The sequence below is a fragment of the Parabacteroides sp. AF18-52 genome, assembly GCF_003479145.1.
Classification (GTDB): Bacteria; Bacteroidota; Bacteroidia; order Bacteroidales; family Tannerellaceae; genus Parabacteroides; species Parabacteroides faecis.
Genome location: NZ_QUGR01000029.1, coordinates 1 through 23,982, shown reverse-complemented (window position 1 = coordinate 23,982; position 23,982 = coordinate 1). Strand labels below are relative to the sequence as shown.

15 protein-coding genes and 1 pseudogene are annotated in these 23,982 nt (G+C 42.5%); 4 read left to right on the top strand and 12 right to left on the bottom strand.

Annotated elements, in window-relative coordinates; translation table 11 throughout:
* Nucleotides 1–65: 65 nt before the first annotated feature.
* Nucleotides 66–479: pseudogene (locus DWX23_RS24285) on the bottom strand (PD-(D/E)XK nuclease family transposase); the annotation flags it as partial.
* A 154-nt stretch (nucleotides 480–633) separates the two neighbouring features.
* On the opposite strand from DWX23_RS24285, the gene DWX23_RS24280 reads away from it, so the two are divergent.
* On the top strand, nucleotides 634–1,932 hold the full coding sequence (locus tag DWX23_RS24280; protein ID WP_122376410.1) for an AAA family ATPase: 1,299 nt from the start codon (nucleotides 634–636) through the stop codon (nucleotides 1,930–1,932).
* A 26-nt stretch (nucleotides 1,933–1,958) separates the two neighbouring features.
* Nucleotides 1,959–2,558 (top strand): hypothetical protein, encoded by a 600-nt coding sequence (locus DWX23_RS24275; RefSeq protein WP_122376409.1) that lies wholly within the window; start codon nucleotides 1,959–1,961, stop codon nucleotides 2,556–2,558.
* On the opposite strand, the gene DWX23_RS24270 is transcribed toward DWX23_RS24275, so the two are convergent.
* From DWX23_RS24270 to DWX23_RS24230, 9 genes are all read right to left on the bottom strand, one after another.
* Nucleotides 2,553–3,137, bottom strand: coding sequence for a LuxR C-terminal-related transcriptional regulator (locus DWX23_RS24270; RefSeq protein ID WP_122355618.1), 585 nt, complete (start codon nucleotides 3,135–3,137; stop codon nucleotides 2,553–2,555). The genes DWX23_RS24275 and DWX23_RS24270 overlap by 6 nt on opposite strands.
* Before the next feature lie 9 nt (nucleotides 3,138–3,146).
* Nucleotides 3,147–3,836 (bottom strand): helix-turn-helix transcriptional regulator, encoded by a 690-nt coding sequence (locus DWX23_RS24265; protein ID WP_183669128.1) that lies wholly within the window; start codon nucleotides 3,834–3,836, stop codon nucleotides 3,147–3,149.
* Between the two features lie 24 nt (nucleotides 3,837–3,860).
* The gene (locus DWX23_RS24260; RefSeq protein ID WP_122355622.1) at nucleotides 3,861–4,802 is read right to left on the bottom strand and encodes a sugar phosphate isomerase/epimerase; all 942 of its coding nucleotides are present in this window, start codon (nucleotides 4,800–4,802) and stop codon (nucleotides 3,861–3,863) included.
* A gap of 3 nt (nucleotides 4,803–4,805) precedes the next feature.
* Nucleotides 4,806–6,194 carry a Gfo/Idh/MocA family oxidoreductase gene (locus DWX23_RS24255; RefSeq protein WP_122355624.1) on the bottom strand — a complete coding sequence of 463 codons (1,389 nt, stop codon included), beginning with the start codon at nucleotides 6,192–6,194 and terminating at the stop codon, nucleotides 4,806–4,808.
* A 44-nt stretch (nucleotides 6,195–6,238) separates the two neighbouring features.
* Nucleotides 6,239–7,825, bottom strand: a complete 1,587-nt coding sequence (locus DWX23_RS24250) for an SUMF1/EgtB/PvdO family nonheme iron enzyme (RefSeq protein ID WP_122376408.1) — start codon at nucleotides 7,823–7,825, stop codon at nucleotides 6,239–6,241.
* A gap of 219 nt (nucleotides 7,826–8,044) precedes the next feature.
* Nucleotides 8,045–11,143 carry a glycoside hydrolase family 2 TIM barrel-domain containing protein gene (locus DWX23_RS24245; protein WP_122376407.1) on the bottom strand — a complete coding sequence of 1,033 codons (3,099 nt, stop codon included), beginning with the start codon at nucleotides 11,141–11,143 and terminating at the stop codon, nucleotides 8,045–8,047.
* Nucleotides 11,144–11,174: 31 nt separating this feature from the next.
* The gene (locus DWX23_RS24240) at nucleotides 11,175–12,341 is read right to left on the bottom strand and encodes a Gfo/Idh/MocA family protein (protein WP_122355630.1); all 1,167 of its coding nucleotides are present in this window, start codon (nucleotides 12,339–12,341) and stop codon (nucleotides 11,175–11,177) included.
* A 220-nt stretch (nucleotides 12,342–12,561) separates the two neighbouring features.
* Nucleotides 12,562–14,496, bottom strand: coding sequence for a RagB/SusD family nutrient uptake outer membrane protein (locus tag DWX23_RS24235; protein WP_122376406.1), 1,935 nt, complete (start codon nucleotides 14,494–14,496; stop codon nucleotides 12,562–12,564).
* A gap of 12 nt (nucleotides 14,497–14,508) precedes the next feature.
* Nucleotides 14,509–17,556 carry a TonB-dependent receptor gene (locus DWX23_RS24230; RefSeq protein WP_122376420.1) on the bottom strand — a complete coding sequence of 1,016 codons (3,048 nt, stop codon included), beginning with the start codon at nucleotides 17,554–17,556 and terminating at the stop codon, nucleotides 14,509–14,511.
* Nucleotides 17,557–18,114: 558 nt separating this feature from the next.
* On the opposite strand from DWX23_RS24230, the gene DWX23_RS24225 reads away from it, so the two are divergent.
* A complete protein-coding gene (locus DWX23_RS24225) occupies nucleotides 18,115–18,450 on the top strand; it encodes a helix-turn-helix domain-containing protein (RefSeq protein WP_122376405.1) in 336 nt (111 codons plus the stop codon).
* Nucleotides 18,451–18,560: 110 nt separating this feature from the next.
* On the opposite strand, the gene DWX23_RS24220 is transcribed toward DWX23_RS24225, so the two are convergent.
* Nucleotides 18,561–19,994, bottom strand: coding sequence for a CCA tRNA nucleotidyltransferase (locus DWX23_RS24220; RefSeq protein ID WP_122376404.1), 1,434 nt, complete (start codon nucleotides 19,992–19,994; stop codon nucleotides 18,561–18,563).
* A 79-nt stretch (nucleotides 19,995–20,073) separates the two neighbouring features.
* On the opposite strand from DWX23_RS24220, the gene DWX23_RS24215 reads away from it, so the two are divergent.
* Nucleotides 20,074–20,910, top strand: coding sequence for a hypothetical protein (locus DWX23_RS24215; RefSeq protein ID WP_122355638.1), 837 nt, complete (start codon nucleotides 20,074–20,076; stop codon nucleotides 20,908–20,910).
* A 79-nt stretch (nucleotides 20,911–20,989) separates the two neighbouring features.
* On the opposite strand, the gene DWX23_RS24210 is transcribed toward DWX23_RS24215, so the two are convergent.
* Entirely contained in the window at nucleotides 20,990–23,509 is a 2,520-nt protein-coding gene (locus DWX23_RS24210) for a DUF6383 domain-containing protein (protein ID WP_122376403.1), read from the bottom strand.
* Nucleotides 23,510–23,982 lie beyond the last annotated feature (473 nt).

Genomic DNA, 23,982 nt, shown 5'->3' with positions numbered 1-23,982 from the left:
GGTTGATGGGAAAATAAAACAGACAACCTGGTATAGATCGCCTGCTATATATAAATGTATAGTGATTATAGTGCCTGTATCTCCGATTCGGTAAGGCCGGTGGCTTGCATGATGACTTCCAGAGGAAGTTGCATTGTTTTCATGTTGAGGGCGGTTTGACAGAGACCTTCGTTATGACCTTGTTTCAGTCCTTGTTTCATACCCTGTTTCAAACCTTTCTCTATACCTTGTTCAAAACCTTTCTTTATTCCTCTCTCTTCGGCATAGTCGATCGTATTCTTATAGTCTCGGTAACGTTTCAGTGCTTCGTCGTACTGGATACGTTCTTCTTTGCTCAGGTTAGCCACGTCAGCAACCGCCAGCAGTTTGTCGAATACGGCTTTTTGTGCCTTGAAAGGCATTCTGTCTAATGTATCCATATACTTTAATAAATATAACCAACGTTCAAAATCTGTTTCACAATCATCTGCTTCTTTCGTGAACCACGGTAATTATTAGGATTTTGGATATTACCACCCAATAGCGGGTAGTGCGCAAATGTAAAGATTCTTTTTGAAACACGGAATATAGAAGAGTGGAAGGTAGTGGAGGGATAAGAATATTTTGTAAGTTTGCAGTAAATACATACGATCCATGAAAGTAGAATTAAAGAATATCAATAAGATCAGGAATGCCTCTATTGAGTTGAACAGCCTTACCGTTATTGCCGGAGCAAACGATTCCGGAAAAAGCACGGTAGGAAAAGTTCTGTTTTCTACGATAAAGGCGTTGATAAGCGGACTAAGTGATAGTGATGAACAGAAAAAAGAAGTAATCAATGAAAGAACGACATCACTTATAAGACGTTTAAATACACTTCGAATGGATAAAGAAACTGATGAAAAACGCAGAGAACTTTTTAATTTTGAATTCAGACACCAATTACAGCAAAAGAATATCAGCGATTTAAACCAAATAATAAAGGAAAGGGAAGAATGGCTAAATTCGTTAGATATCGCTCCTCGACAAAAAATGCTTGCATTGAAAGATTTAAATGCTATCAAAACCCTTCTGACTGAAAGTGCAAACTATTCAACAAGAGTAAAAGCTGAATTTCAATCGTATATTGAATCTGAATTTCTAAATAATATCTGTTCTGTCAAAACAGACAATTCATCCATCAAATATGATTCAGACAAAAGTTTTGTAAATATAAAACTCTCAGCAAATGAGGTTACAGACATTATTTATGAAATGAACTCTGAGTCTGTATTAGATGATATAACATATGTGGAATCTCCTCTATATATACATTTATTAGATGCCTTATTAAGAACAACAACCTATCGGGAAGTTGAAAAAGAGCGGCTTACTCCTTCTTTAATGTTTTCTCCTATGGTTGCAACCCATATTAAAGATATCGCAACAAAGTTGGATTATAGTAGTAAATACCTTAGAACAAAAGGTCAGAGGAATGATATCTTTAATATAAAATCTATCACCGGTGGTTCTTTTGCATATGATAGTAATAGCCGTAGCCTTGTCTGGAAGAAAAACAATCGATCTTTCTCTCCAATAAATGTTGCTTCCGGTATCAAAAGTTTCGGGATGATCCAGTTATTGTTAGAAGCTGATATGATCAATGAAAATAAAATGTTGATCTGGGATGAACCGGAAAACCATCTACATCCCAAATGGCAAGTTGAATTTGCTCATTTGCTTGTCAACCTGGCAAAAGCAGGTATTCCCGTTGTGGTTAGTTCACATAGTCCTTACTTCATACAAGGTATACGTTATTTCTCCCGAAAAGAACAGATTGACAAATACGTTAATTATTATCTGGCAGAAGAAACGGAAGATGGTCTGGCAAATATTAATGAAGTAACAAACGATCTGAACAGAGTATTTACCAAGCTAGCGGAACCATTGAATGAAATTATGAATCTGGAATAACTTGACAACTTAAACCGAACACTAGTATGACATCCAAAGAATTATATGATTTAATCTTATCTCAAAAATTATCAACCGAAACATGTATTTGCCGACTTCATCATCCATGTTCGGCAAGCGCGCTGTGCGGGTTGGATAGTAAAACCCCGGTTATCGATTTTGATCAGGTAGAGAAAGCATTGCATTCGCAACAAAAACTGCCATCATCTGCATCTGTGGATGCTTTAACCTACAAACAAAACAATTTATTGTTTGTCGAGATCAAAGGCTGGAAAGAGTTTTTCGATCACAACTTGAAAATAACGAATGACAAAATACAAAAACAAGTTAACAAGTTCGATTTAAAGAAAAAACTACTAGACAGTATTTCCATTTGTTGCAATCTTGCTAATGATCCGGATTTTCTGATTAATAAACCGTCCGTTTATGTGATTGTGACTGATATAAATCCAGTTCAAAATGCTTTGGAATCTTTGACTATGAGTCTGAATGTACTAGCAAATACGACTTCCCAATGGGATGTGGTTTCCACTCAATTAATGAAAAAAAAGATACAAGGCATTTCCGAAATGACTACCTATTATCTACATTGCGAAGATTTTGATAATTATTACCGAAACTTATAACTCTATATCATCTCCCGAAATAATCCCGTTCATGATGGCGTAGAACGTTAAACCGGAAACGGTTTTGATACCTAATTTAGCAGTGATGTTCTTACGGTGGGTAAGGACTGTGTTGAGGCTGATGCTTAGTTTATCCGCTATCTCCTTGTTGGTGATACCTTTTACGATCAATTGGAGAACGTCGGTTTCGCGGGTGGAGAGGTCTTTGTTCGTGTCGCCGGATAGATTGCCGGAATTGTCGTTGGCTAATAAGAGCTGCAACTGCTCGATGATGATCTCCTGAGAGGCTTTTACTGTAATATGGTTTGTAGTGGATATACCTCCGTCACCTTCTGCACCATCGATCAACACAATTGTTTTACTACGGCGGGGCAGGAAAAAGTCGCCATTCATGACCTGGGTTTCGGGAGAGGTAAAATAGTAATCGAACGTATCGTTGCAACCGGCAACATTAAAGGCTTCGAACGTTGGGAACCAACACACTTCCACCGGAGGGAAATAGTCGGTTAACAAACTCTGAAGGCCAATGCTCTGTAAAGTATCGGATAAAATGATCGCTATTTGCCTGGTTTTATGCATCAATACGGACTATTTACATAATTTCTCCATAGCTGAAACCATCGGAGTCAGAATACGGTAACGGATACGGTTATGCTGTTTGATGTCTTTTTCAAGGCTGCTGATACCGAAGATCACGGCATAACATAAATTCTCATTATAATCGCCCGAAAGATGTTTGACCATGATGCCTTTCAAGTCGGAAAGCAGTGCTTCGATAGGATCCTCCAACCGCTGTTCACCACTAAGCTGGAGCACTCCGGTCTCGTCGGAAGCCTGGCAACCGTTGATCTTTTCACTTAATGCCTGACAATACGGGAACCATACCTTGTCGTCTTTCTCGATACGCGCTGTCAGTTCTTCTTTGAAAGAAGAGAAGAACTTGCCGATCAGGTTCAACGTATTATTTCCCGGGGTACTCATAGAGATAAAAGAAGTAAGATGCCGCTCTATGTTCGGCAGTTGATAACGTAAATAATACTGGTTGGTCTTGGTCAGGTAATCGATAATCTGTGAAGTATGGAATGTCTGCAACTTCCTCTCCGGGAAATATTCCTCATTCAGAAAGGTGTTGATCACCGTCAGCAGGAAATCCGTATCCAACTGATATTCGTCACAGATCGTTTTCACCGATTTATCCCCCAATCCGAGGCGGATACCGAACCGGTTGATTACAGGAATGAGTGAGGGATGTTCTTCCACCACCTCACTCATTTGCATATTAGGATATACTAAAGGCATAATTTATGCTTCTTCCCATTGTTTGCGCAAGAGTTCCACTGCGGCAGGAACAACGATATTACGATCGCCCTGGCATCCGCATTCGAAACTTACGTATTTGTCATAACCCAGCATCTTCAATCCTTTGAAGCCGTCTACATAGTTATCTGCGTCACCGTCTTCACCCGGCATGCTGCGACGTTTGCGGCTTGCCACATGCACGTGTTGCAGATAGTCGCCACCCGAAATGAACGCTCCCATATCGGAAGTTTCTTCCCAGGTCATGTGCCAGAAGTCACCCATGCAACGCACACCCGGATTATTGATATCCCGGCATACGGAAGCAGCATCGGCCACCTGGCGCATATAGAAACATTCTTTGCGGTTCAGAGGTTCAAAAATTACTGTCGTACCGTTCTGTGCAGCATGGTTACCCATCTCCGTGAACTGTTCGCACAGGAAGTCGCGGGTTTCCTGGTTATGAGGAAGCGCAGGAACCTGACCGTTGAAAGCAGGAACGATAATAACACCAGTCGACCCCAGTTCGCCGGCAGCCGTGATGATTTCCTTCATCGTATCCATACATTGCTTGCGGATAGCCGGATCGGTAGAAAGAATAAAACCGTCGAAACCTGCACAAATGGCACTGACTTTGATATCACGACCATTCAGAGCTTGCTTGATCTCGCTTACACGGTCTTTCAAACCACGTCCGCCCGGCTCGAAACCGACAACACCCAGCTTCTCCATATAGTCCAGCTTCTGGTTCAGGTTTTCACCCGGCGCAATGCCTTCCTGGAAAGAGATGTTCAGTTTAGCCTTCGTGTTACAGCAAGACTTTGTCTCCGGACATTTCTCGTCCGAAGCTGCCTTACCGGCACAGGAAGCCAACGCACCGGTGCTAACGGCTGCTACCGCAGCACCGGACAAAGTTGTTCTTAAAAAGTTTCTTCTATTCAGAGTCATAACTTATTTCTTTTGATCGAGAGGTTTACCCGGAACCGGAACAGTAAATGTGCTCATATCCATCTTACCCAGATTCAGGTCTTTCGGAGTATAATCCAATGGAGATGCAGTCATGGAATCCCATGTTGTTTCTGCACCGGAGTAAGCCGATTCACGTCCCATAATAGCAGCCATATTTGAAACAGCTGTTTCAGATGCCTGCTGAAGCGGCTTGTTGCCACGGATGCTGTTAATCCAGTTTACATGTTCCAGTGTATACGGGTCAGTCTGCTTGAAGTTTGCTTTCTCTGCTTCGTAATCGTATTTCCAGATCACATTACCTGCAAGGTCTTTGATCTCCATAGTAGAGCTGTCCCATGAACCTTTCGTACCCTGGACAAATTCGCTTACATTGCTCACGCAACCGTCAATCTGACGACACATACTATGCATATGGATACCGTTCTCCATAGTGAAGTCGATACTGAAATTATCATACTGGTCACCGGTAATACGGCGCTGGCGAGAACCGAAACCGACAGCCTTAACAGGTTTCAGACCGCTAAACCAGGTAAATACGTCGATATTATGTACATGCTGCTCAACAATATGGTCGCCGGATAACCATTTCCAGTTCACCCAGTCTTTGATCATATATTCGCAATCGTTCCATTCTTTCTGACGTTCGCGGAACCATAACATACTCTGGTTCCAGTAAACCGTACCGCCAGTGATCTCACCGATCATACCTTCCATGATCTTTTTGTAAGATTCTACATAAGAACGCTGATGATGACGTTGTGTACCTGTGATTACGCGAAGATTCTTAGCTTCTGCCTGTTTAGCTGTAGCCATAATCGTACGATAACCTGCCGGATCTACACAGATCGGTTTTTCCAGGAACGAATGCTTTCCTTTTTCTGTTGCATACTGGAAATGTACCGGACGGAATACGGGAGGAGTTGCAATAATCACAACATCTACCCCACTGTCTATTACCTGTTTATAAGCATCCAGACCTACAAAACGCTTGTCGGCCGGTATATCGATATTCTTTTCTTTTTTCAGCTTGCCTGCCAGATCATCTACTCTTTCCTGAAAAGTATCGCCCAATGCTATGATCGTTAGACCATTCGCTGCATTCAGGAAGTTGAAAGCTGCACCGGAACCGCGTCCGCCACAACCGATAACACCGGCTTTCAGTTCTTTTCCGTCTGTTGCCAAGTCGGGCAATTCAGGAATATAATAAGTACCCGGTTCTTTCAGCGGTTTCAAAGCATCTGCTTTTTCTCCTCCGCCACATGAGGTTAAAACCACACTTGCTGCGCTACCTGTACCGATTGCACCCAGGGCACCGGCCATCGCTGAGCTCTTTAAAAATGATCTTCTACTGATACTGTTTTCCTTTTTCATGATATAGCAAAATTTTAAAGAATTGATATTATTTTTACACTAGTCTACTTGATTGATGAATCCGGCTCGCAAACTACGCGGAAACCAATACCACGTATGTCAGAGTACCACCAGATACTTTTTGGCTGCTGCGGGTCGGTCTTTAACCACGCTTCATGTTTTGTATAATCACGGGCTGCCGAGCGCAGATCTGCAGCATCGGAAGTATAGTTACCTCCACGTACTACCCATTCTGTTCCATCGGTTACCAACGGATCTGTTACAGATTCGCCACCCTTGCTGTAAGCTTCAGGATCATACTTGTCTGCACAGTATTCCATGACATTACCCAACATATTTTTTAAACCGAACGGATTGGCTTTCACCATTTCCGGTTCTTGTGTCTTATTCTTACTGTTCTTGCTGTAAATAACGAACGAGCTGATGCTGTCGGTTTTTGCATCAAAGAACTTGCGCCAGAATCCCTGATCAGAGAAATCTTTCGGGCTGCCGCTAAAGAAGTAAGGAGTTTCCGTACCGCCACGGGCTGCATATTCCCATTCGGCTTCAGTCGGCAAACGATATTTCTTACCTGTCTTCTTCGATAACCACTGACAGAATGTTTCTGCCGCATAATGTGTCATCGTGATAGCCGGACGGTCACCGCCACCCCAACCCTGGTCGGGGAATCCGAACGGAGGTGTCGGACCGGATATGGCATCTACATCGGGATTGCTGTTGTTTGCATATACAGTTTCGGGAGGAGTACGTCCTTCACTCATCGTACTACCATAGAATGACCAGTATTGATCCCAGGTCACTTCCACTTCTGCCATAAAGAACGGACTGACTGTCACATTACGGACAGGAGCTTCATCCGGCTGATGGAACGGTTCCTTGCTGGTACTACCCATTTTGAATGAACCGCCGGGAACGGCAACCATTTTAAAAGACACCGGAGTTCCGGGTATCTGTTCTACATAGTCGGCGAAACTTGTTACCTGCGCAGGCGCTTTAAAATACAAACTGGTATCGACAACCGAAGAGCTGGCAGCCAGTCCGGGAATACCGGTCAGCTTCGAATGGTTGTAATTGGGATTATAGTGTCCTGCATCCAGGTGACAGCTGATACATTGTAAGTCCAGTTTCTTTTCATTCTCATCATAATAAAGGTGCGCGGTAATCCCATCGTTTGTTATTCCTTCCGGGAACAAATTCTGGTGACACTCTTTACATGATTCGTTCGGGATATACTTAACGGCATGATCCAGTTCCGACTTTACGTCCCAGTCAAAATCGGCACTGTCTTTGGTCATATAAGACCAAACATCTTTCAAACCCAACTTAGCTTTTGCCGTATAATGGTTCCAGGTATCGTTTTTAGGCGGAAGATGACAGTCCACGCAATGTACTTTCACACCGCTTCTGTTATTGACATGCTTTGATAACTTCCAGCTATTTTCCACATGCGGATGCACATGACACATCATACAGGATTCGTCGGAGGAAAAATAGACAGAAGTATTATAAGCCAGGATCATTACCCCGGCACCAAAAACCACTCCCGCAAGAAGCATAAAGGTCTTTCCTTTAAAAAAACTCTTCTTCTTCTGGTCTGATGAATATCGATTAGAATTTTTGTTAGTAGCCATCTGTTTTATGGTATTCAATTTTACACTTAGTCTAAGATTAGATTTAAAAATCGGCAATAAAAGTAGTATTTTCCTTAATATAAAGAAAGCATACGAGGCGATTTAACGTAATACGTAAACGGATTATGCTTTTTTTAATTATTTTCAGGAATATGAAATAAAATCGAAAAGCTGGAAGAGCCGACATCCGTATCAACCCTTCCAGCTGTTATAATTATATCAGAGATTCGATTGGATAGGTGTCATAATGAAAGTAAATTCATAATCACCATAAGGCAAACGATATTTCTCCAACGGAAGTGCCCCCCAACTGTTCACACAACCTAATCCCATCTGTACCTTATCGATACAAAGATTGGTATAATCGACTTTCGGAACAAGTTCGGAGTGTCTCTGATCTTTCTGTACACCATCGTCCAGCGATTCGATCGAATAATTCAATGCAGAAGCAGAGAACGGAGCCTCGGCAACGAACATCAAACCATTACCACCTTTATTCGTCTGTTTCCACCAACGGATATCTGTTTTCGTACCAGTTTCCTGCGGACGGATATAAGAATAAAACTGTTCATCAACTGTCTGGCAGAATTTACCCAGATCGGTCACACTGTTACGGTCAGAATAGTTTTCCCACGGACCACGTCCATAATATTTGATCAGCGACATTTCTTCCGGCATCTGCATTTGCATACCGAAACGGAACATATCGGATACTTTAGCCGATTTATCGGCAACCATCTTCTGGGATACTTTCACTGCACCTTCATTATTTATAGTATAGGAGACGGACAATTTTGCCGATACGGCATCCATCGTATATTCCGCATTGACTACCGCCTGACCATTTTCGAGCTTATTCGTTAATGAAGTCAGTTTCAGCCCCGGTTCTTTCCATGCCGCATATTTATTCTGCAAACCGGCTCCCATATCGTTATCGGTCGGAGCACGCCAGAAATTCGGTGTCAGTTTACCGCCTTCATCGATCAAAGCCACCCCCTTCACATCGTATTTGCAAAGGAATCCGTCGTGTTTGCTAAATTCGATCAAGAAGTTTTCGCCGGAAACGATCAGATAATTATAATCGTTTTCCCTGATCGTCGGAGTTACAGTGGCAATGTTCACTTTCTCCACATTAGCCAGTTTCAGTTCCGGCGCTTTGTACGGACGAACCACCAGCTGATTCTTTGCGACTGTATATCCGGCAGGCAACATCGTTTCCGCCTTTTTCAGTTTGAATGCGACATTCAGCAGCAGTTCTTTACATTTACAGATTCCCTCCGTACTGTAATTCAGTTTAACGGATTTTGTTTGCTGCGGAGCCACTTCCAGATCTTTGATCATACCGGTCTGTACAACTTCGCCGTCAGCCAGCAGTTCCCATTCAGCATAGTAGCCATCCAGATCACGGAAGAAGTTTTCATTATAAACATTCACAACGCCATTCGCCAGGTCCGAAGGAGTAACCCAGATCGACTGGTAAATATGGCCTACTTCATGCATATGCGGATTCGGCTTACGATCCGGACTGATCAAACCGTTATCCAGGAAGTTATTATCGGTAGCGTCATAACGGTTAAAGTCACCCCCATAACCATAAAACTCAATGCCTTCTTTATTCTTTGTACGTAAAGACTGATCGACAAAGTCCCAGATAAAACCACCCTGATACTTCGGATACTTACGGACAAGATCCCAATATTCTTTGAATCCACCCTGCGAGTTACCCATTGCATGTGCGTATTCACACTGGATAAGCGGTTTATCTACATTGCTATTGCAATACTCATCGCTTCTCTGATAATCCAGATACATCGGACAGTAGATATCGGTAAACTCATTCTTACCTGCCTGTTCGTACTGAACGGCACGGCTCTTGTCTTCATTCTTGATCCAGGTATAGCATGCTTCAAAGTTCGGCCCGAAACCTGCCTCATTACCCAGCGACCAGAAAATAATGGACGGATGGTTGAAACCACGTTGTACATTACGCTGGTTGCGTTCCATATGAGCTTTTGCATACGCCGGATTCTTAGCCAATGTTTCTTCGCCATATCCCATACCGTGAGATTCTACGTTGGCTTCGGCAACGACATAGATACCATATTCATCGCACAGGTCATACCATAAGTTTGCATCCGGATAATGGCAGGTACGGACTGCATTGATGTTAAACTCTTTCATTACTTTGATATCCTGCAGCATACGCTCGCGGGATACGACATAACCTCCGTCGGGGTCCATTTCATGACGGTCCGCTCCTTTGAACAATACCGGCTGGCCATTCACCAGGATCTGGCTGTTCTTCAGTTCGATCTTACGGAAGCCGACTTTCACCGGAATTACTTCCAACTCTTTATTACCGTCTTTCAATGTGGCAACCAGCGTATACAGGTTCGGAGTTTCTGCGGTCCACTTCAGCGGATTGGCGACTGCGATATCAGTCGATACCTTACCAGCCCCCTTCAAAGATGCAGTAGCCACAGAATTGCCCTGTTTATCCAGCAGTTTCACATCTACAACGCCGCTACCTTTCAGGTTTACACTTACATTTAACGTAGCATCCTTATATTGGGCATCCAGATCCGGAGTTACACGGATATCCTGGATATGCTTCGGATTACGGGCATACAGATAGCAATCACGCCCTACACCGCATAAACGCAGGAAGTCCTGGTCTTCCAGATAAGTACCGTCACACCAACGGAAAGTCTGGAATGCGATCAGGTTCCTACCCGGTTTCAGATATTTCGTCAAGTCAAACTCAGCTTCCAGCTTACTGTCTTCGCTGTAACCGACATACTGGCCATTCACCCAAAGATACATATTGGAAGTCACCGAACCGAAATGAGCGAATATTTCTTTTCCTTTCCAGTCTGCCGGAACTACGATTTCCTTACGGTAAGAACCGACATGATTATTTTCTACCGGAATTTCAGGCGGGTTGTTCTTGAACTGGTTCCGCCAGGCATATCCTATATTTACATACAACGGATCACCGAAACCATTCAGTTCCCATATCCCCGGAACCGGCATATTCGCCCAGCCTTTATCATTGAAACCGACCTGATAAAAATCTGTCGGACGGGCATCGGCATCTTTCACCCAGTTAAATTTCCAGGTTCCGTTCAAAGTCATAAAATTACCTGACGATTCCTTACATCCCTTTAACGCTGCATCCTCTGTTTCGAACGCAAAATAGTTAGTATGCATCGGAGCACGGTTCACCGCATTCACGTTCGGATCTCTCCACTCATTTTTCTGAGCGAATGCTGTTATTCCAACGAGGGAACAACAGCAAACTAACATTTTTAATTTCATTTCTATCTTTGATTTACTACTGTGGCGGTAATCAATCCACCCATTTCTGCCATTTCACATTTTCATTGTATCCGGCTTCCACCATTGTTTCAATGAATTGCATACCTCTCACACCGTCATAAACAGTCGGGAAATCCAGACATTCTTCGCATGGAGTTTCTCCCTTCTTGATACTCATCACGGTATGGGCAAAATTCCGGTAGATATTAGCAAAAGCTTCGATGAAACCTTCCGGGTGACCACCCGGCGTACGTGTATTCATTTTAGCCGTATCGCCGATAAAACCGTTGTTTCCCATACGGATCACCTCAGTCGGCTTATTCGACCATTTGGCGTATAAAGTGTTCGGTTCCTGCTGCTGCCATTCCAGACCGCCTTTATCGCCGTAAATACGGATACGGATGTTATTTTCTTCCCCGGCAGCGATCTGCGATGCGGTAAGCGTTCCGACAACCCCGTTCTCATAACGCAGGAAAGCGGCGCCATCGTCATCGATCGGACGTCCGGGTACGAACGCATTCAGGTCAGCGCAAACCTCCTGTACTTTCAGGCCGGTTATATATTCGCTCAAATGCCAGGCATGCGTACCGATATCACCGATACAACCCGCTTTTCCTGAACGTTTCGGGTCTGTACGCCATCCCGCATTATTTCCTCCCTGCAATTCGATGCGGTCGGAAAGCCAGCCCTGCAGATATTCCACATAAACACGGCGAAGCGTACCCAGATCGCCTCTGGCAATACGGGTTTTGGCCTCTTTCACAGCCGGGTAAGCAGAATATACATGTGTAAGTGCCAGGATCAGTCCTGTTTCTTCCACTTTTTTCTGAAGTTGTTTAGCTTCCTCCAGCGAGAATGTCATCGGTTTATCCACTACGACATGGAACCCTCTTTCAAGAGCCATCATAGCAGGTTCGAAATGCCAGCGGTTAGGTGTCACGATGGTCACAAAATCCATCCGTTCACCTTCCGGCAAAGTCATTTCATGTTCGAACATTTCCTGATAAGTACTGTAAATACGATCTTCCGGAAGGAAATAAGAGAGTCCGGAACTCTTGGAAATTTCAGGGTCTACGCTGAAACATCCGCAAACTAATTCAATCTGATTGTCCATAAAGGCCGCACGACGATGGATAGCTCCAATAAAAGCATCGCTTCCACCACCTACCATGCCCATTCTTAGCTTTCTGTTTTTCATGATAATACTATTTTACGAATTACGAATTGAGAGATTGCCCAAAGTTACAAAATGCTGTAATATGTACAATAAATTTCGTAATATTAATATTTGATATTGATCTATAAACAGCTATTACTTCGCTTCCTTTACCTATTCAATTGTATACATGGCACGCTGATACCACAGAGTAACCTGCGCGATCAACGTGCCATAATAATATTTATATATCTTTATGTTTCTATTTGAAACCCGGATTCTGCTCCAATGCCGGATTACGTAATGTCTCCTCCAGTTTGATAGGAGCAAAATACATCTTGTTATCCCATTTACGTTTCTCTATGTAGTTCAGATTGAGGACGGTCCAGGTATAATTATAAACGTCTTCATCATGTACATATGGTAACGTAGCAGTCTTACCCGGTTTCAAACGACCTACAATAGTGATACCCGTCAACTTTTTACTGCTTGTCTCCGGAGCTATCATCCAACGACGTACATCATAATAACGAGAATGCTCGTAAGTTAATTCTACACGACGTTCATGGCGCAAAAACTCACGTAGATCATTCTGATTGAAAGCCTGTTCCCGAACAGCCAAAGTAGCTCTTGTATCCGGACGTCCGATACGACCACGGAGGGCATCCAAATAAATAGCCGCTTCATCCAACTTATTCAGTTCAATACAAGCTTCGGCTGCAATCAGGTACATTTCGGCCAAACGAATATATGGCATCGGACAGATCTGGAAATTATGCTCGGTCGCAGAAACCGTACCATCGATTAATTTCTTTTCCAGATAACCTGTGTACGTTCCGTTCCAGTTTTCGATATTAGACATACGGGAATCTACACCAACCATACCGTTGAATTGTTGCTTTTTGATAGCATTATTTTCATCATCCACTGATTGTATGGCATTGACTTCAGCACCACCGCTACTCAATTCATAATATCCGAACTGCAGGTTACCCAATGGAGTTGCATCGAACACAGCTCCATCAGAGGCTCTGGGACGTCCCCATTCTGCTCCGTCATAGCCGATTGTTGCATAGAAACGTGGTTCGCGGTTTGTATACGGATTCACAGTTGTTTCTTCGCCGGCTTTCAGCAAGGTGTTCGGGATCTTTCCGTCTTCCGTCTCAAATGCCATGACCAAATCGTGAGTCGGAGCAGTACCTGCCCAGTTGTGGTATCCATTCGGACCATGCAGTAAGGCTACGCGGTTACGAACCCAGTTGTCGGCATCCTTATCTTTGTTTACATACTGTTTGGACCAGATTGTTTCGTCATTATTCGTGATAATGATATTATGGAATTTTTCTGCAATATCCTTGATTGTACCTGCATTACAGTCGATAAGTGAATAATTACCATCGTTAATTACCTCTTTAGCTGCATCCAGTGCCTTTTGATATAAAGCTTGCCGGTCGCCTGTGTATTGATTACATGCCAAAGTGTTGACAGAACGGTCTGCAAACAACGGACTGGCAATATGCAGCAATAAACGAGCCTTCAACGCTTTAGCGGCTCCCCTCGTTGCACGGCCTAAGTTTGCACCGGTCTGTTGTTCCGGCAATAAGCTAACAGCTTGTTCAATGTCTTTTAATATAAAATCCATAACATCAGCCACATTGGAACGTGGCAGTTCCATTTCTGAAGCCTCTTCGATGCTGTACACATGGTCTACGATAGGCACGCCACCAAAGCCACGGAGCAGTTCCGTATAGATATACGCCCGAAGAAAATAAGTTTCACCTTTCAGGACATTCAAGTCTACCCCTGTTTTCTGAGGAACGTTGTCTATATTTTCCAATACCAGATTGGCACGGTAGATCGCTTTAAACTGTTTGCTCCATCTAAACGGACAGTCGTCACGATCGTAAGCGGCCAAGTTGCTAGGAGAGACGGTTGCTTCGTTTATATCACGACATCCATATACGTGTGTAAAGAACCCGTCATCTGTCCATGCTTCAGGATTTACTTCTTGTGCGATGTCGCATACATACGAATAAACATCGGTAACAACTGATTTTGTCAAATCGGCATCTGCCCAGACGGTTGCTTCGTCATACTGGTCTTCCGGTGTCAGATCCATAAAGTCGGAACAGGAGCTGAATGAAAATGTTAGTCCTGCGACAGCTGAAAGACAAATATATTTTAGTCTTGTTTTCATAATAATTACGTTTTAGAATGTTGCTTGAACTCCAAAATTGATGATTTGTCTCAGAGGATAATCTCCTAAGTCTTTACTGCGCTGTTCCGGGTCGGCATCTTTTACACCATCAATGGTAAACAGGTTACTACCGTTTGCATAGAGGCGTAAATTGGAAATACCTGCCTTCTTCAATCCTCCGAAATTAAAAGTATATCCGAGCTCGGCATTCTTCAAACGCAGGTAATCGGCATTTCGTAAGAAATAGGTGTTATCATTGTTAATCCAGTACTGATTCTCACGGTCCCATGCACGTGGCCCTTCCGAATACGGATTTTCCGGTGTCCACCGTTTATCGAAGTCACTCTTCAGGAAATTACCAACCAGACCGGACCATGTTTCGATGTATACCTGAGCCCCTGTTGCACCCTGGAATAATAACATGATATCCCAGCCTTTCCACCTGGCAGTAAGTGTCAAACCGGCAACGAAGCGCGGCTCCTGGTTCTTCTCCGGACGGACGCGATCCAAACCATCGATTTTACCATCACCGTTCATATCCTTAAAACGAATATCGCCCGGCACCGTGTTATCTGAATACAACAGACCTTTTGCCCGCGCCTCATCGATTTCTGCCTGGGTATGGAAAATACCGTCTGCTACATAAAACAACAAGTCGCGGCTACCCACTGCTTTACCTGTTGATAACTGGTATCCAGGGACATTTTGCACTTCATCCCAGAAGGTAATCTGGTTTCTTGCGTATGTCATATTCAAAGAGGCTCCATATTCTACCTGGCCGATTTTGTCTTGCCAACTTACCAAAGATTCAAAACCTCGATTTTTCATTTCCCCCAGGTTCTCACGCGGTAAGGTGATACCGGTAATTTCCGGCAGAGACGCATTACGTGAGATCAACATATTCGTACGTTTGTGGTAGAATACATCTGTCTCCCAACTTAATCGGTTCTGTAAGAATTTGAGATCTAAACCTACGTTATAGGTCGTACCAACTTCCCATGTGATATTCGGGTTCGGAGTACGGCTTGGATACAATCGTTTATTTTCAACTCCACCAAATGCTATACCATTGTTGTTGAATGCATATGTTGTCAGATATTGGATGGAATGGTCGTATTTGTTATCTGAATCTACGAGGGCATCATTACCAGTCTGAGACACGGAACCGCGCAACTTAAAATAGTCGATGAAACGAACATTTTCTTTCCACCATGATTCCTCTGATACACGCCAGGCTGCAGATACACCAGGGAAGAAACCGTAGCGTTGATCTTTCGGAAAGCGGTAGGAACCATCGACACGCCAAACGAATTCGAATAAATAACGTTCCAGATAGTTATAAGACACACGGCCGAAATAGTTCAGACGAGTCTCTTTCCAGGAGTAACCAGTTGCTTTCTGACCTTCTTCACCACCTAAATTCAGTTCAGGTTTGCTATCAGAGATGAACCCTTGACGATAAGCGAAGGTTTCTTCATATTGTTTTTTCTGACCTTCCATACCGAATGTAACACCGAGCGTATGTTTCCCGAATGTACGGTTGTAGTCGATCAAACCGTTGAGCATCCAGCCGAGTTGTTCGGTATGTTTGCGTTCCAATGTCGGAGAATCTATCCATTGCTTGGAAGAGCTCAAGCCTTCACTGCTTTCGTTTACTCCATCCCAGGAATACAAATAAACCGGTTTTTCCATTTTTCTACGATTCTGGAAATGGATATCATAAGAAGCGTTACCACGCAACGTCAAACCTTCGATCCAGGGCACTTTTACATTTACGGAAAGGTTGTTCTGGATATACTGGTCTTTGTAATGGTCGAAACCTGCAAGGTCTGTACTCGTCACAGCCGGGTTGTCACCACGTTCGATAGCCGGCCCCGGTTCACCTGTTGGCCACCATGCCGGTTGATCCGGACGGGTACGACGTGCATTACCAAAAATATCGCCAGATTGTTTAGCCGGATATTTGGTATCTTCCAAACGGGCAGCTACTCCAAGCTGAAAATCTACGTATTGACTGGTCTTGACATCTAAATTTGTACGCAAGCTATACTGGTCATAGCGGTTGGCTGAATTTCTATACAAACCATCTTCCCCGTTCGCACCGAAATTAGCATAATATTTAACTTTATCCGTACCGCCGGATATACCGATATCAGCGCGATAGATAGGAGAAACTGGTTTTACAATTTCATCAAACCAATCCGTATCCGGATATTTCCATGGATCAGCATGTGTACGGAAACCCTCGATTTGTTCATCTGAGAAAGAACCCGGAAGTACTTCGTTTAACATTGTTGCGTACTCATACGAGTTTGTCATTTCCGGTATGCGGGTCGGCTTAGAGAATCCACCACTTGCATTGAACGAAACAACCGGTTTGCCTTCTTTACCGCGTTTGGTAGTAATCAAAACTACACCATTGGCAGCACGGGCACCATAAATAGCGGCAGCAGCATCTTTTAATACTGAAATAGATTCAATTTCAGTCGGGTTCAAACGATTCATTCCACCATCACGATCGGGTATACCATCAATTACAATCAACGGATCATTACTTCCCAAGGAGTTAGTACCACGTATACGAATTGTCGTACTACCGCCACCCGGTTCGTCAGCAGTTTGAAAACCAATAACACCCGGCATACGACCGACCATAGCACTGGTCAAGTTACTCGTCGGAGACGCTTTCAGCTCCTCTCCCGATACACTGGCAACAGCACCTGTTACCGTTACCTTTTTCTGTACTCCATAACCGACAACTATAACCTCGTCCAGTTTCTGAGTGTCTTCTTTTAATGTTACATTGATCGATGATTGAGAACCCACCACAGTCTCCTGCGTCTGGTAGCCTATATAAGAAAAGACAAGTATGGCATTAGCCGGTACTTCCAATTGATATTTACCCTCCATATCGGTAATTATACCGATTGTCATTCCCTTTACTGAAACATTTACACCAATAAGAGGATCCCCTGAAGCATCAACAACCGTTCCCCTGACATTTTTCTGCTGTGCAAATACATTTGTCGTACAAAAAGTTAAAAGCAATAAGGTTAACATTCTGAATAATTTACTTTTAACACGACATCCTTTTAAATGTATGTCTAAAAAAGATTCTTTCATTTCCTTCTGTTATTAAATAAATATAAGGTTAAAAAACACAATGGATATGACTACATATCCGAATAGAAAACATTGGAATTAAAAATTCATAATCATAGGCAAGCAATATTAAAATGAATACTAGTGAATTATATAAACTTAAACTTTATCTTCTCCATTACTTAACAAAGTGCAATCTTTATTACAGAGAAGCAACTGGCATATGCCTTGGCAACCGTATTACTAAGGGAAACGGTCCCCTTCATACACATACCGGACACCTCGTTTGCCTACTAAGCATAACTTTCTATACATCAACATTATCTTCAGACAAATTAGGTTAACTATTAGACTTAATAGCAAAATGTTTCAAAATGGGAACATAGGGTCTATTAAGAGAATTAAGAAAATCACAGCAGCAAAGATATTACATTTTGTTATATTAGCAAATATAAGTGCAATTTTTTATTACAAATATCATTTATTTATTCAAACCACAAACACTAAATTGCTTGCATGAACGATATATTGAGAAACATAGATGCAATTCGCAGGAACAAAGGATATTCGCAAGAATATCTAGCTAGTCAGATTGGCTTAAAACAAGCAGGATTAAGCCTTATCATGTCGGGAGAGCGGGAACTAAAATACAACACATTATTACAAATTGCAAATGCTCTACAAGAATCAGTAATAGATATTATTGCATATCCGGATAAATATGTTCTGAGCAAGGAAAGTAATATATCAACAGAAACAATATTGCAAATCAAACTGGACAACGATAAAAAAGAACAGGTGCTAAAAATCGTTTTCGGAGATGAAGCAGCAGAATTGCTAAAAGGAAAGTGATATTTTTATCTGTTGGAAAGATCAGATCCGGCTTATTGGACAATAAACCGGATCCTATTATTTATATTATGTTCTATAACTGTTTATACTAAGGTAAAAAACGTCGGAAATTATTTCCCAACCGGCTTCAACCCCATCTTTGCCGCCCGTTCCAGCATGAATTGTTTGGCAGCCTCGTATTCATTGGGAATGACACCATCCAGGATAGCATTCTTTATGGCTTCTTTGATCACTCCTACAGGCTGTGAAGGAGGAAGGGCAAAAGTTTCCATGATTTCTTCTCCGGAAACAGGAGGCTGAAAATTACGGACCCGGTCTTTTTCTTCTATATCCGCCAGCTTTTCACGGACCAGACGGAAGTTATTCAGGAAGCGACGGACTTTATCCGGATTTTTACTGGTAATATCCGCTTCACAAAGTTTCATCAGATCATCGATATCGTCACCGGCATCGAAAAGCAAACGGCGGATTGCAGAATCAGTCACCTCGTCATCGGCCAAAGCGATCGGACGCATGTGCAATGTAACCATCTTCTGCACATATTTCATCTTTTCGTTCATCGGCAACTTCATACGACGGAAAATCCCCGGTAACATACGTTCACCGATGAAGTTGTGGTTGTGGAATGTCCAACCCAAACGAGGATCGAAACGTTTGGTGGCAGGTTTGCCGATGTCATGGAAAATAGCACTCCAGCGGAGCCACAAATTATCCGTTGTCTTGCTCAGACGATCCAGAACCATTAACGTATGGGCAAAGTTATCCTTATGCCCGATACCTTCTTTTGTCTCCGCACCTTTCAACGCACAAAGTTCCGGGAAAATAAGTTGCAGTAAACCGCTTTTATCCAATAATTCAAAACCGATGGAAGGCTTCGGGGAAAGCACGATTTTGTTCAACTCATCAACGATCCGTTCCTTAGATATAATAGAGATCCGCTCCTTGTTACGTTCGATCGCCTCAAACGTATCGGGATGGATAAAGAAGCCCAGTTGTGAAGCAAAACGGACAGCACGCATCATACGCAAGGGGTCATCGCTGAACGTTATATCAGGGTCGAGCGGTGTACGGATAATCAAGTTATCCATATCTTCCAAACCACCGAAAGGATCTACCAGTTCTCCATAACGGTCTTTATTCAGACACAGAGCCAGGGCATTGATGGTAAAATCGCGCCGGTTCTGATCGTCTTCAAGCGTACCGTCTTCCACGATTGGTTTCCGGCTGTCATGGCTGTACGACTCTTTCCGGGCACCCACGAATTCAATCTCCAGGTCACCAGATTTCACCTGTGCCGTTCCGAAGTTCTTGAAAACGGACAAGTGCGTCTTTTTACCCAACTTATTGGCTACTGCTTTTGCTAATTCTATCCCGCTGCCTACCGCAACGACATCAATATCTTTTGACGGACGGTATAAAAAAATATCCCTGACGTAACCGCCAATCACGTAAGCTTCAACACCCAATTCGTCTGCAGCCTCTGAAATTATGCGGAACGGCTTTGCCGATATATGATTTAAAATATCTTCCTGATCTATATACATTCGCTTTATTTATCTCACTCATTGAGACTGCAAAGATAAAAAATATATCTTTGCACACAGAACGAATAAGATAAACAACATGAAGAAGTCAGCAATATGTATCGCACTTGCCGCTGTAACACTGGCAGCCTGCAACAATGCAGAGAAAGAAGCCCAGGCCCGGTTGAACAATGCAAAAAGCATGTATGAACGAAATGAACTCTTCGCCGCAAAGAGTGAAATAGACAGTATCCGCACACTCTATCCGAAAGAATTCAAAGTTTTGAAAGAAGGTCTTTCCCTTATGAGGCTCGTTGAAGTAAAAGAAGCGGAAAGAAATATCGCCTTCTGCGACAGCCTTATTCCTATTAAGACAGAAGAGGCCGAAGGTTTGAAAAAAGGATTCGTTTTTGAAAAAGACAGTGTCTACGAAGAGATCGGTAATTATATATGGAAACAGCAAACGGTAGAACGAAACGTACAGCGTTGCTATATCCGTAGCGGGGTTAACGAAAAAGGAGAGATCTACCTTGCCAGCGTCTTTTACGGCGGTGCCCCGATCAACCATACAGGAATAAAGGTCAGTACCCAGGACGGACAGTTCGCAGAAACGGCTTCTATCCCATATGACGGCGGCGTGAATTATCGTTTCAAAGACCTGGGTAAAACAACAGAAGTTGTCACTTACAAAGGCGAAAAAGGTCTCGATGCCGCCAAATTCATTGCTGCAAATGTAAAAGAGCGTGTCAAAGCCGAATACACAGGCGGTAAACCCTATACATTATATATTGCCGATGGAGATAAAAAAGCCATTGCCGCTACTTTTGAACTGGCAATGGTTTTAAGCGACCTGGAAAATCTCCAGAAAGAAAAAGAAAAAGCAACCAAGCGAATTGCTTATTTGAAAAGCAAACTGGATAGTAATACGGAAGAATAAAATTCATTTTACTTCATAAAAAAACCGGTCCCCACTAAAATAGGAACCGGTTTTTTATTGGTTATATCTTTCGATCTTTTTACTTCACGATCACCTTGTAAGCTTTGTCACCTTCAACCGATACAATCACAACACCTCTGGATGTTTGAACTGATTCATTATCGGATGATACAAGACGAGAACCGATCGTCTGACCCAGAATATTCGATAAAGTGATCTTCTTACCTCTGGCATTACGAATCTGGAATTCACCGGTACTACCGATTACCTTAATTGTATTCGGTGCTTCGATCTCTTCGTTAGCCACAGGAGCGGGAGCGTTCTCGATCGTAAACTCAGCCATCGGAACAGGCTGCATCACAGCAAACCCATTCACCATACCGACATACGGTTTAGCATCATTCTTTTTGAACTCACTCTGGTTTTCCAGATAATAAGTGCCACCTTCCACAATTTTTAAAGCAAAAAGAGTCGGACTATTTTCCATCGTTTTAACAGATTCATCGGAAGTAAACACGGCACGTCCGCCCAAAGTATCACTGGCTGCCAGATAATAGCGGGTTTCGTCACCAGCTTTCGTTCCTATAGCCTCACAAGAGATGTAATACAACTGTTTACCCAACGGACTATTTTCTGCTTTCTCAACCCAGAGACTAAAATTATCTTCCGTATAACCGGATTTCGTAATCTCATTACCTTCGATCTTCAATTCAGCCAGGAATGTATTCGGGTTCATCACCAACGAATTATTAGCAGTAGAAAAACGCTTATGGCCTGCTTCCATAGTTGCATACTCAGGAGCATCGGCAGACAAGATTGTAACATAAGCCGGATTCTTTGTCAATTGAAGACAGCCAGTATTCTGTAGATCCATTCCAACGTAACGACTCTCACTATCACCCACAACTTTCATTGTACACCATTGTCTTGTCTCATTAAAAACAAAACGGAATGAAAGAGGCTCGCCTGTCGCAGACAATTTCAAACTATCACTTTGAGCTGCAATCTTATCTGTTCCGAACAATGTCCGCAACTGATACGATATAACAGAGATTTCATCGCCTAACTGTTTTGCGCCAGCTACTACTTGCGTACCATTCGGTACCAGTTTGAACACAATCTGGTTAGAGGCACCACTTCCATCTATTACTTTCAAGATAGAATCGTTAGTAAATGTATTCAGATAAGCAGGACCTATCGGAACTCCGGGTATCATATGAAGCGTAAATCCTTTCTCGGCCAATTCTTTCTCTGTATAAGCCAGTGAACCAAGATATTTATCATTCAAATCGACTGACACTGCAGTAACTGTTACAGAGTCTCCATCAAATAAATAGGTATCCTCCATTCCTGCCACTTCAAATATTTCCTGATTCAATATAAAAGCATTATCCGATTCACGGTCGACAACAGAATATTTACCATTTTCAGTCTTTATATACCATTGTCCTCTCGGCAAGTTCACAGAAGGAACACTGTCTCCACCCATAAAAGAGTTTTTCTTAACATAATATTTACCGCCATTGGCTCCTTTGCTTGCACTCTGGAGGAAATAAACACCTGAACCTGTCGGTATATCAGCATGAGTACCTTTAGAAAGTGCCACATAAGGAACAGCTCCTTGCAATACTTTGCCAGACTCGTCAATCTTTGATACTGTCAAAACCTGCTTTGTATCTACACTGGCAACTACAACCTGAACGGTGTCAGCATCTAACGGGGTTTCAGCAGCCAATGGAGTAGCTGCAACGAACATAGCCAACGAATCATTTTTCAAATCGATTGTAAATTTAAATTGTTGCCATGCAGCATTCGGCCTCTGTACCGTACGAGTAGAATCTAAAGAAAACCTATATCCGAAAACATCTTTCGCTCCGGAAATGGTTGTTTTCAATGTATCGATTCCAAAATATTTGGCAACTCCATTCGGATAGGCTCTATCTTCTTTAGACTGCAAAGCGACGTAGCCAGCTTTTCCAGGAACATCTTTTGCTATCAGATCTTTACCTGAAAAGATATCTCCCTCATAAGTTGCACCGAATTCTAATTGAAAAGTTGTAAAGCCACCACCTAATTGATCAGCTTTCAAAACAAACTTCTCAGTAGGAGCTATTACTGAAAAATCTTCACCTGATTTAGAATCAAGAATAGACAAATCTGTATTAGTAATAGAGAATGACAAATACTTATCTCCACTATAATAAGCCTTTAAACCATCTTTTTCATCAAAAATCCATCTATGAGCCACTCCATCTACTACCGAAACCAAATTTGGAACAGGTTTTTCTGCCGATGCAAAAGCCAGATATTGTAAAGTAACTTTATTCCTAATTGAATATGTAGTAACACCTAAGCTCGTTTGTTTTTCCATGATTTGCCACAAGGCAGAATCTAAAGCAGCTTTAGTCATTGATGTTTCATCAATCGGTTTCACCACAACGGAGTCCGATTTGATACCAGACAGTGACAGATAACCTCCTTCAGACTTCAAATAATAGAAATTATCTGTAGACCCTAAATCTGTGACTTCTGCAGCATTTATAGTGAATGAACTTACTGCCATCAAAGCAGCAGCCAATAAAGTAGATTTTTTATTCATATATTATTTCATTCTTGGTTTATACTTCCATATAATACTAGCTACAAAGATAAATTATTTTAAATATCAAACAGCTATAAAAACACTAAAAGATGCTTACAATCATCTATATTGTACAAAACCAGTTCTTTTTATGTCAACCTATTCCAGTCATTATTAAAGCCTTCTTTATACAAACATTATACATAAATAAAAAAACTTTTTTCAAGGAAGCCGGAAACAAGCAAAAAAACTACCGTTTTCAGTGACAAAACTGCCTGATATTGTGTACCTTTCCACCCATACTCTTTTCATTTTCATCCCATACTTTTCAGCGGCTGATAATTGTCAGCCATACGGCCGATAATTATCAACCATACGGTTGATATTTGTGAACCGATCGGTTGATGGTTATCAACCACTGATTAGTACGGCATGTCCTGTCCTGAAATAAGTTGACAAAACACCACGGTAAACTTATGTCAGAATCGAAA